General features: G+C 37.5%; 14 protein-coding genes. 5 read left to right on the forward strand and 9 right to left on the reverse strand.

Features of this window, described 5'->3' with window-relative positions:
- Positions 1-16: 16 nt before the first annotated feature.
- Positions 17-1,040, reverse strand: a protein-coding gene (locus H592_RS23590; protein ID WP_425414383.1) for an IS630 family transposase whose coding sequence is annotated in 2 segments (ribosomal slippage) — positions 17-587 and positions 586-1,040 — 1,026 coding nt in all. Because the reading frame shifts where the segments join, the coding sequence is not laid out codon by codon here.
- Between the two features lie 530 nt (positions 1,041-1,570).
- On the opposite strand from H592_RS23590, the gene H592_RS0108460 reads away from it, so the two are divergent.
- The 3 genes from H592_RS0108460 to H592_RS0108470 all read left to right on the forward strand — a co-directional run bounded on the left by H592_RS0108460 (position 1,571) and on the right by H592_RS0108470 (position 5,102).
- On the forward strand, positions 1,571-3,229 hold the full coding sequence (locus H592_RS0108460; protein ID WP_028868393.1) for a putative transporter: 1,659 nt from the start codon (positions 1,571-1,573) through the stop codon (positions 3,227-3,229).
- A 203-nt stretch (positions 3,230-3,432) separates the two neighbouring features.
- Positions 3,433-4,593 (forward strand): DUF3541 domain-containing protein, encoded by a 1,161-nt coding sequence (locus tag H592_RS0108465; RefSeq protein ID WP_028868394.1) that lies wholly within the window; start codon positions 3,433-3,435, stop codon positions 4,591-4,593.
- 113 nt (positions 4,594-4,706) lie between these two features.
- On the forward strand, positions 4,707-5,102 hold the full coding sequence (locus H592_RS0108470; protein ID WP_028868395.1) for a DUF2391 family protein: 396 nt from the start codon (positions 4,707-4,709) through the stop codon (positions 5,100-5,102).
- Positions 5,103-5,203: 101 nt separating this feature from the next.
- Here the strand turns inward: H592_RS0108470 and H592_RS0108475 are convergent, their stop codons facing one another.
- The 4 genes from H592_RS0108475 to H592_RS0108490 are packed head-to-tail and all read right to left on the reverse strand — an operon-like array spanning position 5,204 to position 7,502.
- Positions 5,204-5,950 carry an SDR family NAD(P)-dependent oxidoreductase gene (locus H592_RS0108475; protein WP_028868396.1) on the reverse strand — a complete coding sequence of 249 codons (747 nt, stop codon included), beginning with the start codon at positions 5,948-5,950 and terminating at the stop codon, positions 5,204-5,206.
- Entirely contained in the window at positions 5,916-6,350 is a 435-nt protein-coding gene (locus tag H592_RS0108480; RefSeq protein WP_028868397.1) for a thiol-disulfide oxidoreductase DCC family protein, read from the reverse strand. The genes H592_RS0108475 and H592_RS0108480 overlap by 35 nt, the downstream gene beginning before the upstream one ends.
- Positions 6,351-6,387: 37 nt before the next feature.
- The gene (locus H592_RS0108485; protein WP_051369092.1) at positions 6,388-6,885 is read right to left on the reverse strand and encodes a DUF3429 domain-containing protein; all 498 of its coding nucleotides are present in this window, start codon (positions 6,883-6,885) and stop codon (positions 6,388-6,390) included.
- Positions 6,882-7,502 (reverse strand): flavin reductase family protein, encoded by a 621-nt coding sequence (locus H592_RS0108490; protein WP_028868399.1) that lies wholly within the window; start codon positions 7,500-7,502, stop codon positions 6,882-6,884. Before H592_RS0108490 ends, H592_RS0108485 begins: the two co-directional genes overlap by 4 nt.
- A gap of 408 nt (positions 7,503-7,910) precedes the next feature.
- On the opposite strand from H592_RS0108490, the gene H592_RS0108495 reads away from it, so the two are divergent.
- The gene (locus H592_RS0108495) at positions 7,911-8,336 is read left to right on the forward strand and encodes a hypothetical protein (protein ID WP_028868400.1); all 426 of its coding nucleotides are present in this window, start codon (positions 7,911-7,913) and stop codon (positions 8,334-8,336) included.
- A 124-nt stretch (positions 8,337-8,460) separates the two neighbouring features.
- Here H592_RS0108495 and H592_RS0108500 read toward each other — a convergent pair whose 3' ends face one another.
- The 3 genes from H592_RS0108500 to H592_RS0108510 are packed head-to-tail and all read right to left on the reverse strand — an operon-like array spanning position 8,461 to position 11,434.
- Positions 8,461-9,123, reverse strand: coding sequence for a DUF3299 domain-containing protein (locus tag H592_RS0108500; protein WP_028868401.1), 663 nt, complete (start codon positions 9,121-9,123; stop codon positions 8,461-8,463).
- A gap of 8 nt (positions 9,124-9,131) precedes the next feature.
- Complete coding sequence (locus H592_RS23240) at positions 9,132-10,739, reverse strand: FtsX-like permease family protein (protein ID WP_028868402.1); 1,608 nt, start codon at positions 10,737-10,739, stop codon at positions 9,132-9,134.
- The gene (locus H592_RS0108510; RefSeq protein WP_037071351.1) at positions 10,739-11,434 is read right to left on the reverse strand and encodes an ABC transporter ATP-binding protein; all 696 of its coding nucleotides are present in this window, start codon (positions 11,432-11,434) and stop codon (positions 10,739-10,741) included. Before H592_RS0108510 ends, H592_RS23240 begins: the two co-directional genes overlap by 1 nt.
- A gap of 418 nt (positions 11,435-11,852) precedes the next feature.
- Between H592_RS0108510 and H592_RS21830 the strand changes: the two genes are divergently transcribed.
- Positions 11,853-12,674: a 2-keto-4-pentenoate hydratase gene (locus H592_RS21830; protein ID WP_028868404.1), complete on the forward strand. Its 822-nt coding sequence runs from the start codon at positions 11,853-11,855 to the stop codon at positions 12,672-12,674.
- A gap of 191 nt (positions 12,675-12,865) precedes the next feature.
- Here the strand turns inward: H592_RS21830 and H592_RS0108520 are convergent, their stop codons facing one another.
- Positions 12,866-15,601 (reverse strand): nitrate reductase, encoded by a 2,736-nt coding sequence (locus tag H592_RS0108520; RefSeq protein WP_028868405.1) that lies wholly within the window; start codon positions 15,599-15,601, stop codon positions 12,866-12,868.
- Positions 15,602-16,000 lie beyond the last annotated feature (399 nt).

Below are 16,000 nucleotides of genomic sequence, written 5' to 3' on the forward strand. Positions count from 1 at the left end.
ATACCAATTCCGATAATTAAGTTTCCAGATTAGTCCAGTCTCTATAACATTGTGAGATGACTCTATTTTTGTCTTCACTGAAGCGATTCCAAGCATCACAACATTTATTGACAATATCGTTATAACCGTCAAAGCACCTGTTTGCGATTTCATTGTTTCGCATCCATTGCCAAACTTGCTCGATTGAATTTAACTCAGGGGAATAGGGAGGAAGGTGAATAATAGTTAGATTAGTAAACTCTTCCGCTAAATACGATTGATGCCAACTAGCTCGATCCATTATTACGACAGCATGTTTTCCCTTCGGGGTTGCATCAGAAATTAAGCGTAAATGCGCCTTCATCACTTCACTGTTACTGAAAGGCATCACCAATGCTTCGGTTTGACCTGTATTGATACAGACCGCACCAAATAAATAAGCATACTCAAATTGCTGCTGCCGAACGGCCCTCGGTCTGGTCCCTTTTTCTGCCCATATCCTAGTCGTTGTATTGCGTTGACCAAATCTAGCCTCATCTTGAAACCAAATACAGACATCTTTTAAATGAACATGCCCAGGGATCTTAAGGATCGTTTTTATTTGGAATTTTTTTAAAAGAGACTTGTGCTTCTTCTGATTGCTTTGGGTGTTTAGAGCGTGTCGTTATCCAGCTTAGGTTTAATTTGTGTAGTAAATGATAAATGTTGGTTTTTTGATAGGTAACCCCAAACGTTGTTTGAATATATTCTTGTATATCCTTTCCCTGTAAACGGCCGCCTTTTGATTTAATTGCATTATCAATAACATATTGTTTTATGTTAGCAAGTTGCTCAGGGCTGAGTCTATGAGGTCTGCCACTGCGAGGCTTTACTTCCAAACCTTTTAATCCGAAATCGAGGTAAGATTTAATCCAAATGTTGACACTTCTACGGCTTACTTTTAAAAAAATAGCAATCTCAGTTCTATTTTTACCTTCTAAGAAGTGCGAGACCGCCAACAATTTTAGTCGTTGTCTGGCATTGGTTTCCGTATTGATTAATTCTGCAAGATTATCGCTCATATTGCCTCCTTGATAAGAAGCTTAATTAGATCACATTTTTATAGGAATTGGTATTATGTCAGCAGGGATTTTTTCGTTTAGGGCTTTTGTTCGCTATGCCCTATTTGAATACGGGAGAAAACAAAGCGCTATGCAGTGGCCTCCTTCATTGTGATAGGTAGAAACGAACATCGTTTAATGAACGACCTAAGCGCAACGTGCTTGAAGTTTTTTATTCAATATATGAACAATTAATACGTTGTCTGTTATTGATTTAATGAAAAACCAATTATGAGATCTGACCTTTGTTTTTGATATCTATTTATTCCCTTTGCAAATAGCACTAAGTAAGTGTGATTTAGATAGCTAATTATGATTAATAATAGACCTATTATAGCTACCTATTAGTTTGATTTGATTGGCATTGCTTACTTTTTAACGATAACTTTTATCAATTAGCTTTTCACTCTTTTCACTCTGTTCATTGATTCCAACTTGTTTAAATGAACCCATTTTTATCGGGTTGGCTATTATTTATTAAAGGAGTTTTTATGAGTGAGATCGCACTATCTATTAGTATGTTGTCACTGGTTGCAGTGCTCGGCTTATGGATAGGAAGTTGGAAAGTTTATGGTGTTGGTTTAGGTATTGGCGGCGTGCTTTTTGGCGGTATTTTTGTTGGTCACTTTTCCACTCAGTATGGTATTGAACTCGATATGCATACGTTACATTTCATTCAAGAGTTTGGTCTAATTCTGTTTGTTTATACCATTGGTATTCAAGTAGGTCCTGGTTTCTTTGCTTCTCTGCGCAGTTCTGGAATGCGATTAAATGGTTTTGCCGCTTTATTGGTTCTGCTGAGTTGCATTGTGACAGCTCTATTGTACAAAATATTTGATGTGCCATTGCCGATTATTCTAGGTATTTTCTCCGGTGCCGTGACTAATACTCCTTCATTAGGGGCTGGTCAGCAAATCATGGGAGAGCTTGGAGTGAGTGCTGATTTGTTGGAGCAAACTGGGATGGGGTATGCGATTGCCTATCCTTTTGGTATCTGCGGTATTTTATTCACTATGTGGATTATTCGGTGGTTTTTCCGAATAAATATTAATGATGAAGCTGACTCTTTTGATGATAATTCAGGAAAGAAAAGTTCTAACTTAGCCTCTCTTAACGTCGAACTGCATAATACAAATTTAGACGGCTTAATGATTAAAGACATACCCGTCATTAATAGTGGTCGAGTCGTTTGCTCTCGTTTAAAACATAATGGTGAACTGCTCGTGCCAATGGCTAGTAGCATCGTAAAAATGGGGGATTTATTACATCTAGTTGGAGATGTAGCATCGGTCAATGAGGCACGTATTATAATTGGTGAAGTGGTCGATACATCTCTTTCGACAAAGGGTACCAATTTACGTTCAGTGCGCGTAGTGGTGACTGCTGATGAAGTATTAAATAAAACGATTAGAGAGTTAAATTTAATTGAAACTTATGATGTGGTTATTTCTCGACTCCATCGAAGTGGTATTGAGTTAGTGCCAAGTAGCTCAACCTCGTTACAGTTCGGTGATATTTTAAATCTAGTAGGGCGACAAGATGCAATCGATGCGGTAGGTGCTGTGGTAGGGAATGCAGAGCAAAAGTTACAACAAGTACAAATGTTGCCGGTGTTTATTGGTATTGGCCTAGGTATGCTGGTTGGTTCTATTCCTATTACTATTCCTGGATTTCCTGTGGCATTGAAATTAGGTCTAGCAGGTGGACCACTGGTCGTTGCTCTGATCCTCGCTAGAATTGGTAGTATTGGTAAATTGTATTGGTTTATGCCTCCGAGTGCTAATCTTGCGTTACGTGAAATTGGTATTGTACTTTTTCTCGCGGTAGTTGGCCTTAAATCAGGTGGTGGGTTTGTGCACACTTTGGTCGAAGGTGATGGCCTAATTTGGATGTGCTACGGTATTGCCATTACGTTTATTCCACTTATTGTGGTGGGGTTTATTGCGCGCATATTCGCTAAAATAAACTATTTAACTATATGTGGTATGTTAGCTGGTTCAATGACCGATCCTCCTGCATTGGCTTTTGCTAATGGTTTGCACCCAACTAGCGGTGCTTCAGCGCTTGCTTATGCCACAGTTTATCCTTTAGTAATGTGTTTGCGGATTTTATCGCCACAAATTATGGCATTATTGCTTTGGGCTGGTTAAGAACTGCAATTATGTTCAATCGCTAAGCTATATTTTATTATAAAAATAGTATCGTAGACACATAAGTTATCCTGTATTGAAAGACCATTAATCGTTTAATGGTCTTTGTTTTTTTATAGAGCTTGCGCAGTCATCGTATTTTTAAATTAGCTTGGTTAATCGATTATTTAAATACTGATTAGCTAAGACAAAAAGGAAATTGTATGAGATTTTTACATATTACCAGTTCTATTCTTATCTCTTTGCTCGTTACCGTAAATGTATATAGTTCAGAGTCACTACTCTCTACCAAAACACCCGCTGTTGATATTCAAAATCAATTATCTCAACAAGTTATTAACCTTCATCCTAGTTTTGAACAAGATGCCGCTTTGATTCGTAGTACCTATGAAGCACGTTTATATACTTTGCCTGCTTTTAAGTCTGGTCATTATGGTTTGAGAATGTACCGACAAACGCTTGATAATAAATATGCTGCTGCGATATGGTCGGACATGGCGCGCGTTGCTAGTCGATTAAATTATTTTGCTAACGAAGTACATACACAGGAGCAGATCAGTAAGTATGCAGAGAAGCGCATTAAAGGTTATTTGGATGAGGAAAGCGAGCGTAGTCAGTTACGTTATCAAATTACTAAGGAGATGCCAGAGTACCTTTATTTAGGTGTTGATTTACTGGGGTCAATGGCCCGTGCGAATGAGTATGGATTACAGCACCTTGAGAATAATAGATTAAAACAAATTATTCGCCGTTATGATTTTACTAAATATGCAACCAATGAGGCTATGATCAAAGCTTGGGCTGCGCAGCTAGCCAATCAAGTGTACTGGTTACGACAACTGGGCGAGCAGGATGTTGTTGAGGAGTTTATTAGCAGCTTTAGAAGGGTGTATCCTGATGCGATGGATAGCAGTTTATCAGAACAGCAATTTGGCAATAAAATTTACGGATTAACACATATTATCTTCGCTGCATCTGCTTATTATCAACACTCTGTTAGGGAAGAAGATTACCAATGGGTATTTGATTACTATCGCGATAATATTGATATTATTATTGCTCGAGCAAAAGAAGATGTTATTGCCGAGGTTGGCATTAACTTTTTATTGGCTGGTTTGGATGATGATCCGGTGGTATTAAAAACGAGAAAAGTTATTCAGCAATCATTAAATCGCGAGCAGGGTTTAGTGCCTTCTGTGACGGGAGGAGTTGATTTGAAAAAAGGGGAGCATCGTAATGTCTTAGCGATTATGTTGCTTGATTGGAAAGGAGTACATGCCGCGCCAACGATCACCCAACAGCCTAATATTTTTAGTGCTTTACCTTATGGTTTAATCGATAAAAAAGTAAGTGGAAGTCACTGAGTATAAGAATCGAATGCAAAGGAATAATGAGCAATTGAGTGTTCTGCATGCTCTATCAATACTCAAAAAATACTATCTTTATTAATTGTTGATTAAGGTTATTTAGGAAATATATGAAATTTAGCTTTAATTTTGAAGATGCGAGTCAGATATTTGTAGGTGCATTTGCACTAGCTGTTCCGATCTCTTTTTCTGAAGAAGCGTGGCGCTTAGGTGAAACTTTACCTCATACTAACCTGTTAATGTTATTAACCTTATCCGTTATATTTTTAACACTATATACCTATGAAAGTGTTTTCCAAAAAGATATACAATCTAGAAAGTTAGTTTTTGTTTCACGTATTATCATTGCTTATATTATGACGGCTTTAGTGGTCGCATTAGTGCTCTTTTGCTTAAATAAGTTGCCGTTCTTCGATGACCCATTGATCGCTATTAAACGCATTATTGTGATTACGATGCCTGCTTCAATGGGGGCAATTGTGGTGGACAGTTTTGACAAGGAGTAGTAGATACTCTTTAAATTTAGCAACATGAATAATTCCTTCTTCTTTATAGAGAACTTCAGTAGCGAACGTTAAAGCAAGTGGTTGATGATCACTTGTCGTAGTTACCAAGGGATTGTTTTACCTTGCCAATCAACAAAGCTTGCTTCGCCATCGATGTTAGTATTTTTCACTATTTCTAGAAGTTGTAATGCAACAAACTCACTGCTAAATAATTTATGTTCAGGCACATTTTTTTGGAAAGGTTTAGAAAGCGGAGTATCCGTTGTCCCTGGGTGAAAAGAGATTAATTTAACGTTTTTAACCGTTCTTGAGAATTCCACCGCCGCGGATTTGATTAACATGTTTAATGCTGCTTTTGATGCGCGATAGCTATACCAACCACCTATTTGATTGTCACTGATACTGCCAACGCGAGCGCTAAATACAACGGTTTTGCAGGCTTGTTTTTGGTTCAACCTGTGTTTAAAGGTTGGGATTAAATTTTTTATCCATAACATAGGAGTCAGCGCATTGGCTGTCATCACTTCATTAAATGCATTTTCTGTTAATGATTGTAAGCGTTTTTCAGGCGTCACTTGCTCACTATGTAATAAACCATGACAAATAAATACCTGTGATAATGGTGCCGTAAGTTGTTTATTTAAGTCTGTGACTATTTTTTGTATCGTCGACTCTTGATAATCGGCCACTAAGAAAATATCACTATTGTTAAACTGCTCCTGTTGATAAAAGTGACTATCACGGGTGATCACCATTAAGTGGGACTGTTCGGTTTTTATCACTTCAACTGCAAGCGCTTTTGCAATATCACTGTTAGCGCCGATGATTAGTGTTGTTTGGTCTTTCATAACAGGTTCCTTGTTCGCATGTATTGATACCTATTCCAAAGCGACGATGTATAAAGCTAGAAATAGGATAACGATATTTAGCGAGTATTAAGTAAGATGCATTAGCGACTTGCTTTATAACCGGCCATTGCAAGGGAGCGACGAGTGTCCCTTTTCCTACTAGTGTCCAAGCTCGGTGTGTAACTTCTAAACCTAGTAATAGCTTACCTTGATATTCACCATGTAAAATAGCCAGTGCCTTCGTCACGTTAATATGAGGAAAGCGGGCTGCAAAATGATCCTGATGTAGGTCTTCTAAACTGATTTGATCAGTCAGATCTTGTTGTTTTAATCTTTGCATTTCTAAACTACATAATGGGCATCTCCCATCGTAAAAAATGGTTAATTTTTTCGAACTCATATTATGATCCTTATTATTCTTCCATTATAGCCTGTTGTTAATACCATAATTGAAGTGCACTAATATGTGATAAAACAACGAACAGTGTCAGTATTAGCCTCATTTTTATATAGCTTGCTGTTAATGTTATTTGTTGTTGAAAACGGAGTAAGTATTCTGCCAACAGCAGCCCTGCATAAGCGATAGGCAAAATAATTAACGCATGAAAAGCAGGTAGTAATAAACAAGCGAAGGCAATTAAACAAAATATATTACTGAGTACTTGTAACTTAACCTGTCTTTTCGATGCTTGCTTTTGCCATAACGTGCCGGACATAAAACTCAATATAATGGCGCTATAAAAAACAAAAGCTTGTTGTATCAAAACAATCAAATAGTGAGGTTCTAGTTGCTTGTCATTTACTATTTGGCTAAGCAATAAACAAATACAGAAGGGTAATAACCCTAAGTAACCTAAGGAAGTTGATGTTTTTTCAATCCCCTTATCTGCTTTTTTGCTATTGTTTACCCTTTCAGCCTTGTTTATATCGTTCATAACGGTTCACCGTTGACACTTAATTTACGACTGTTTTTTTGGGGTTTAGCGTAGCTTAAGCGAGATAGACGCTGACTAGTATGATAGCTATCCAATCCAGATATCGACGTAGTATGTAGTTGTTCGATATCAATATAACCATCTTCTTGAATCGCATCATGAGCACAGACAACTAGCTTTATCTCACCAATAATAAACTGTGTGTTATTGAGTGGGATGGGGATTATTTCCTTTAACTCAACGGCATATTTTAAAACACTCTCTTCCACAAAAGGTGCTTTTATAGGATCGATAAAATGTGTCGATAACCCCGTTGCTTCAAACTCACTTTGATGTTTAGTATAACGAGCAGAGGTTTGATGTGCTTGTTGATAGAAATCAGCGGATACTTGGTTGATCGTATACTCAGAGGTATTGATAATGTTATCTAATGTGTGCCTATCATTGTTGTCAGGGCGCATGACAAAGCCAACTAATGCGGGCGATGCTCCGAGATGAACAACTGAACTAAAGATAGCCACATTGCTGTTACCATCAGCATTTTGTGTTGCTATTAGGTTGGCACTTTTAAAGCCGGATAAGCTATTAATAAACCGCGCTCTATCCCTATCTGGCATAGCTTTGAAATCACTGCTGTCAAAATATTTAAAAGTGATAAATTTCTCCTCAAAAACTTGTATTGATGGCCATCTGCCTATTCATATTTAGTAAATCGAACCTAATAGATCAAGAATGTCAGGGTAAATATTCTGTAGCTCGCTGCTGGGTGCAATTGTGCTATCGTTCGCTCTGTTATGTTTTATATATGTTGTATACGTAGATGTTGTTTTTAAAGATCTTATCTTTTTAAAAAAAATCCAATTTTATGCTAACTTTATTTTTTAGGATTAATAATGATTAACCTGTAGATGAGCGGCCAGTAACTGGTTTAATGCCTTAATTGCTAATTGCTAATTGCTTAATTAATGCACAGCCAGCATTATTTGCCGTTAGCATATAAAAACGACATATTGATGGGAGGAGGAATGAAAAAATTATTGGTACTAGGGCTTTTTACTTCTGTGGTATTTGCAGCTGAAACGCCATTGGATCCTTTTTCCTCATCACTTGAATTTGCACAAGTTATAAATGTAAATGCTATTCAGAGCAAAGATGACAGTTGGTGCTTTAATACTAAAGTGAGGCATAACGACCAAGGTTGGCAGCATTATGCAGATGCTTGGAAAATAACTGACTTAAAAGGCAATGTATTGGCTATTCGAGAGCTGGCACATCCCCATGATAACGAACAGCCTTTTACACGCAGTTTATGCAATATCAAGTTGCCTAAAGGATTGATGCAGGTAGTGGTGAGTGCACAATGTAATGTACATGGTGTAGGCAGTCAAAATGTGATGGTTGATTTAAGTAAATTAAAAGGTAAGGGGTTTAGTGTAACTAGGCTAGATTAGCTTAGGTTAAATTAGTTACTGACTCGTTATTAAATTTGCTATTAGTTGCTAATCGGAATCTCAATTGTTTCAAAACCGTGGCAGTTACTCCGCCACGGTTTTGAGTGTTAACTTGTTACCAAATTTAATGCGTTGCAATAAATGGTTCTACGATGGCATCTTCTATACTATAAGCCATACGCACTTGTTTTTTACCATCAACTAAATAAAGATCTTTAACTTCCGGTGTGACTCGTAGCGTGCCCGTTATTTTTATTGGCATATAAGGAGATCCCGCATTAACAGGAGTTGCTGCTTTTACGAATATTAGTTGGTTCGCCGGAGGCACTGGTTTGTGTGAGCAAGCCCCAATGGTAGGAACCAGTAAAAACTCCGATACGGTCCCATTATCAAACTCAAGCGCCAACATATAACCAGACATTTGTATTTCTCTATTGGCTAACAAGTCATTAGTAATTAGAGCTGCTTTTTGGCGCTTTTTCATAATAATATCGCGCTGTTCAAACATATACTCAATATTAATATTTTCTTTTATTAACTGAGCTTTAGCTTCTTCAGCTTCTTTGAGCATTGCATCAGTTATCTCATATGAAGGATATAAGGTTTGCATCTCTGTAATACGGCCATAAACAGATAGATTAAAAAGTTGATCATCTGTTAAAGCAGCAAAAGGGTCTTGATAAGGTTCAACTTTTCCCTGCAAGTCTTGCCAACCGATCTGCATCGGTTGGGCCTGAACCATAGACGTTAAGATGATTAAAAATGGTATTAATAAAAATTTTTTCATGCTTATTCCTAAAATTTAATGCTCATTCCATCTGATAATGAATATTTGTAGATCAGCCAGCCAGGGATAAGTGCAATCAATAAAGCACTACCTTGGATTACAGTTAAAATAAGTAGATCATTAGACGTTAGCATATTGATGTCAATATAAAACCCATAATAAGAGGCAAGGGGGGCTTGTAACACCGCAAGTAATAAATAAAGCAATGCGACACCGAGTACTATCCCTGCAAAACATACAAAACCGGCTTCACCAATAATCAAACCAAAGATATGACCTGGTCTCGCGCCCACTGAGCGTAAGATGGCCATTTCTCGACGACGTTCATTTAAACTCATTAGAATAATACTTAACATACCTAATAAGCCTACTAATACAACAAACACCGTTACGATGTTTAACGCCATTTCTGCGAGACTAAAAAATTGCCATAGCTCTTGTAATGCTAACGCAGGAATAATCGCTGATAATGGCTCTGCTTGAAAGTTATTAACATAATTCTGCATGCCTAATACGGCTTGTGGGGATGTTAAACCGACAAAGATTGCATTAATATTCTCTGGTTTTATCTTTAATAACCTAGCAACACGTTGTTCCTGTGTATCACGATGACTTTCATTAGTCGCTTTATCATGATGTTCTTGATGATTTGCATCTTCATGGTCATGTTCATCGTGAGTGGCTTCACCATTATGTTTTTCATGGTCATGTTCTTGATGATTTGCATCTTCGTGGTCATGTTCATCGTGAGTAGCTTCACCATGATGTTTTTCATGGTCATGTTCATCGTGAGTAGCTTCACCATGATGTTTTTCATGGTCATGTTCTTGATGATTTGCATCTTCGTGGTCATGCTCATCGTGAGTAGCTTCATCATGATGTTCTTCATGATTTACATCTTCGTGGTCATGTCCATCGTGATCAGTATGACCAGAAGCTAATAGGGTTTCACCAGGTAAAGCACCAAAATGACCGTGGTTATCGGTATGCATTGCTTCCATTGCTTCCAATGAAATAATAAGAGACTGGTCTATAGCGGTAAAAGAAGGGGAGAGAATTGCACTGATGAAGTAAGGAATATTGTCATGATGATGTCCTTCTATTTCACCACCGCCATGTGTGACGATAACTTCATCACCAATTTTATAATTTAATTTTTTAGCGACTTCTGAACCAATAACAACGGCAAACATATCATCATCTATTTTTCCTGATTCAACCTTTAAATGTTGTTTATTCGCATAACTAAAATAATCGAAGAAACTCAAATCGGTAGCCATTACGGTATAGCCATGATGAGAGTCACCTAATGAAATTGGCACAGCCCACTCGACTGCAGGGGACTTACTAATTGTCTGGTAAGTATCATATTTAATGGTATTGGTAGTATTACCAATATGAAAAACTGAGCTCAATAATAATTGTGAAGAAGCGCCTCGAGAACCAATAATTAAATCAGTACCAGAAATACTTTTCATGAAGCTATTGTTCGTTTCTGTTTTTAAGGTTTGAACACCTAGCAATAAAGTGACGCTGATTGCGATAGAAAAAAGAGTAATAAAAAAGGTCAGTTTACGGTTAAGTAAGCTTTTGAATGCTAATGATAAAATCGCCATTATATCGATTCCTTGAAGTTAACCTGATTGAGCTGTTGTAAATTAATGCTATGCGTAAAGTGATGTTTTAAATCGGCATCGTGGCTGACAAAAATAAGGGTAATATTCTCTTTTTGACACTCTTCAAATAGTATTTTAATAAAACCTTGGCGATGATCACTGTCCAATGCAGAGGTGGGTTCATCAGCAATAATTATTTCAGGGCTTCCTAACATAGCCCTGGCCGCGGCCACTCGTTGTTGTTGTCCAACACTCAGTTCATTAACACTGCGCTGTAATAATTCTGAATCGTCTAAACCCAGCGCGGCTAATAAACGAATGGCTTCTTCATTTAAGCTTTTACTGTGCTTTAACGCTTTTTCTTTTCGGGCTTTTGAGAAGGTGCAAGGTAAAGTGATGTTATCTAACACACTTAAATAAGGGATCAAATTAAACTGTTGGAATATGAAGCCGATATGATTGGCTCTAAAACTGTCTTTTTGACTGGAAGATAGCGCATTTAAAGATTGTCCCAGAATACTTACATCGCCACTTTGTGGTGTTAACACTCCGCCTAATAAATTTAATAATGTACTTTTACCACTGCCACTCGGACCTTCAATAAAGAGGTGTTGGCCTTTATTAATGTTTAATGCTTTAATATTAATAATGTCTTTTTTCTGCCAAGCAAAGCGTAAATTAGTTAGATTAATCATGTTCTTTCCACCGATAATGTTTTAGCATTAAATTATTACTTTGTTACAACATAACAACTTTGTTTTGTTATAATGTAACAAAGTGTGAAATGAATATGAACTATAAAATTCAGGTATTAGATCTTTTTTATAAATTGACCTGTCGCTGAGTAGAATTTTCAATCTAATTCATTAAATGACTTAAAATCGAATCGCTCCTTGCACAACCTATCTAAATGATTCCTTTTACCTGTTTAATTATCACTCTTTTTCTCATAAGTAATTGAACCTTAGATCTCAATCAAAATCCTAGTTAAACAGCTAATTATCCCTTTGTTTGCTGTTATAGGACGTTTATACTGATTTTTCAGGGCTCAAGTTTGCACTTACTTGTTGCCGCCATCACCATAAATTTATGAAACTATTGTGAGAGTATTTTATGTCAGCTACCCCTTTAACTAGTGAGCAAATCAGTGAACTAGCACACGCACTTTCTAGTGCTCGTAAAGATGTTCGTATTTTAGATCGTTTTCCTGGCCCTATCCCAAGTACATTAGAAGAAGCGTATGTTGTTCAGGATGGTTCAGTTAGTGCTTCTGAGCAACCGATTGTTGGCTGGAAAGTAGGTATGGTTCCATCTGAACTACGTGAAAAAATGGGTGCTGAGCGTATTATTGGTCCTATATTTAAAAATGTACACGTGCCTTTAAATGAGCAACAAGCAACAGGTGAAATGTTTGAATTACCAGTGTTTGCTGGTGGTTTTATTGCTATTGAAGCTGAGTTAGTGATTGAGATTAATCAAGATATCGCTCCAGGTAGCATTAATACTGCAGACGGTGTTGAGCATCTTGTTAAGGGTGTTTACGCAGGTATCGAAATTGCAAGTAGCCCGGTTGTTGACCTAAATAGTTATGGTCCAACGGCAATCATTGCAGATATTGGTAACCAATACGGTGTGGTAGTGGGCAGCGCTATTAGTGATTGGAAAAATAGCATTGCTAACATGCAAACGAGCGTTACTATTAATGACCAACTAATTAATACTGCTCCTACCGATGGTATTTTAAATGGCCCAATGGCTGCATTAGCTTTCATGATTGATTGTTGTGCTGAGCGCGGTATTACATTACCTGCTGGCTCTTTATGTTGTTCTGGTGCTATCACTGGGGTGCATGAAGTGTTAGTTGGTGCTAAGTCTACGGTTAAATTTGGTGACGTTTGTATAATGGACTTTACCTTAGTTGATATTAATAAATAGTTGCTGCCAATTCAGTTACATTTAAAAAAGCGATCATTGATCGCTTTTTTTGTGGCTATTGAAAAGTCAGAAAGAAGCTATTTACCACGAAGCCGCTTCGCTACACAGAGGGCACGAAGGAAAATAAGGCTTAATAAATACTAAAATGTGCTATTAGCCTTGATTAATTTGTACTGCATATAAAAAAATAATTAAGCAACAAACTCCTCAACTTCAATGTGCTGTGTTGTCACAACCAATTTATCGGCCAAAATACTTTCTACTTCAGGTAAACAGCTACCACAACCTGTTCCTGCACCAGTGCATTGTTTTATGCTATCAAGTGTTTGACAACCTTCTTCTAAAATCGCGTCAGTAATAGTGTTGATGCCGACTTGTTTACAAGCACAAATTATTTTACCTTGTGCTAATTTCCCTTCAACAATACCTGAAATTAAAGTGAGTTCTATACTACTATCAAGAGGTAAATCTAATACGCTTTGCAGCCAGTCTAGTGACTGTGTGGTGAGCTGTTCAGAGGTAATATAAGCATTATTAAGTTGTGCATTTTGTACAAAAGCATAACGATGAATAGCCTGTTGGGATTGATCAGTACTTGAAAATTGCAGTGTTTTACCTTGTTTATTATTTAACAGGCTTTGTAATTTTTCAGCTAACACTATAGGTGAACGATTATCTGCAATACGGTATAAGTAACCTTTTTCAACTTTCTGTTTTACCCAATAATCAAACTCATTAAGGACTAAAGGCTCACGAGTTAACAACATTGCTTCACTACGATAATGCCATTTTTTAACATTCACTTGAGTGGATTTAAAACCTGGTTGTCCAGAAATAGGGTCGTTATCATCACTGACTAAATTACAAATATTAGCGCTTTTAGCCGTTTGACTATTCCAGTGAATTGGCGTAAAAATTTGCCCTATATTTTGTTGCTTAGTGAGTAAAGCTCTCACTAACATTGCACCTTGAGGGCTATTGATCGCCACCAAATTGTTATCTTTTATCTGTAATTTTTCTGCATCATTTGGGTGTATTGCAACAAAAGGTTCTGTTATATGTGCCCCTAATCGGCTTGATAAACCGGTGCGAGTCATCGTATGCCAATGGTCTCGAATACGGCCACTATTTAAGATTAAAGGGTATTGAGATTGTTTAGGCGGTTCGCTTTTTACATTAATGCTCGTTGCTAACTGTGAAACTGCAATAAATTGGGCTTTCTTAGAAGCGGTGAAAAATTGTTTATCAGCAAATAAGCGTTGATGTATATTTTCTGTTTGTAATTCAGTGACTGGCCATTGTTGAGGTGTTAATTGGCTATATCCCTTTGCATCTAACGTTGTTAATCCAATTAAATTAAGGTCACGTGATAAACCATCTTCATTGTCTAACGTGGTCATTTTTGTAAACTCAGAGAAAACTTCTCCCTCATGAAGAAAGTTAAATGCCTTTGCAAACCCCATTTTCTTCGCCACTTCAGTAATAATCCACCAATCCGGTTTGGCAACACCTGGGCTCGGTAATAAACGGCGTTGTCTTGAAATGCGTCTTTCAGAGTTGGTGACGGTGCCTGACTTTTCACTCCAACCTTGCGCTGGTAACAATACATCTGCGTACTGTGTTGTTGCTGTTTCAGCCATGCAATCTGACACAATAACCGTTGGGCATTTTTTTAAGGCTTCAATAATTTTATTACTATTAGGTAAGCTCACTACAGGGTTGGTTGCCATGATCCAAACTGCTTTTATTTTGCCTTCATTCATTGCTTCAAATAGGTCGACGGCTTTTAATCCTGGGCTGGTGGCTAGTTGATCTGTTTCCCAGAAATCACTGATTAGTTGATTGGCTTTTTGGTCGCCAAATTCCATATGTGCTGCCAAGGTATTCGCAAGCCCGCCCACTTCTCGGCCTCCCATTGCATTGGGTTGCCCTGTGATTGAGAAAGGGCCCATGCCGGGGTTGCCTATTCGGCCAGTGGCAATATGGCAGTTAATAATACTGTTTACTTTATTACTGCCTTGCGTTGATTGGTTTACACCTTGAGAGTAAACAGTCAGTGTTTTTTTGGTCTTAGCAAAGTGCTCGAAAAATACGATTAAGTCTTGTTTATTTAGCGCTAAGTTGGTCGCTAATTGAGTAATGTTTGGCGTATCTTCTTGGGCACTTTTAAGTGCCGCTTCAAATCCTTCACTATGTTGCTGAATATAGTCATTATCAATTTTTTTATGGTCAACGAGGTAAGTCAATAAGCCATTAAATAATGCAACGTCAGTTTCTGGTTGAATAGCTAAATGCAAATCTGCAATCGAACAGGTATCTGTTTCACGTGGATCGATAACCACAATAAATAGATTGTCACGCTTGGCTTTTTCAGCTTTCAAGCGTTGAAATAAAACGGGATGACACCATGCAAGGTTGGACCCTGTGATAATAACTAATTCCGCCGTATCAAGATCTTCATAACAACCGGGCACAGTATCACTACCAAAAGCACGCTTATGACCAACAACACTTGATGACATACATAGTCGTGAATTGGTATCGATGTTACCGCTGCCAATAAACCCTTTCATCAGTTTATTCGCAACATAATAATCTTCAGTCAGGAGTTGCCCAGATACATAAAAAGCCACTGAATCTGGACCATATTCTTCAATCGCTTGTGAGAATTTTGAAGCAACATGTTGTAATGCTTTAGGCCAGTCAGTTTCAATACCATCAATTGAAGGGTGCAATAGTCGACCTTCATGACTCACGGTTTCACCTAGCGCTAATCCTTTAGAACAGAGGTTTCCGTAGTTAGCTGGGTGTGATTGATCGCCGCGAATGCTTAATTCACCTTTAGCACCGATACTTGCTTCAATGCCACAGCCCACACCACAATATGCACAGGTTGATTTAGTCCATAAGCTCTTTTCTTGGGTCATGTTGTTCTCTCTACTCTTTGAATATCTATATCTATACCTATATATAGAGCAAAGAGCACACCAACTATGTGGTAATTTTTAAATGAACGTCAAAAAGCTAGCTTTTAACTTTAAAATCAATAGCTAAGAGATATTCAGTTGTACTTTGATGGCGCAAATAAAAAAGGCCTTATGATTTCTCTTGCGAAAAACGCACCAAAAAAGCGCATCTTGCACTGTTTGTTCACATTTATTTAACAATGAAACATCAAAAACACTATCAAAAAATTAATACTTTCCTTGTTTTTAATCGTAACTAATTGAAATTATATAGTTAATAATTTTTGTTTTTTAGATTTCTGTAATTGGCCTCGCCTTTGCAAAGGTTACTTCAGATGCTTATATCTACAGCTTATGTAC

Origin of the sequence: Psychromonas arctica DSM 14288, assembly GCF_000482725.1 — a bacterium.
Classification (GTDB): domain Bacteria; phylum Pseudomonadota; class Gammaproteobacteria; order Enterobacterales; family Psychromonadaceae; genus Psychromonas; species Psychromonas arctica.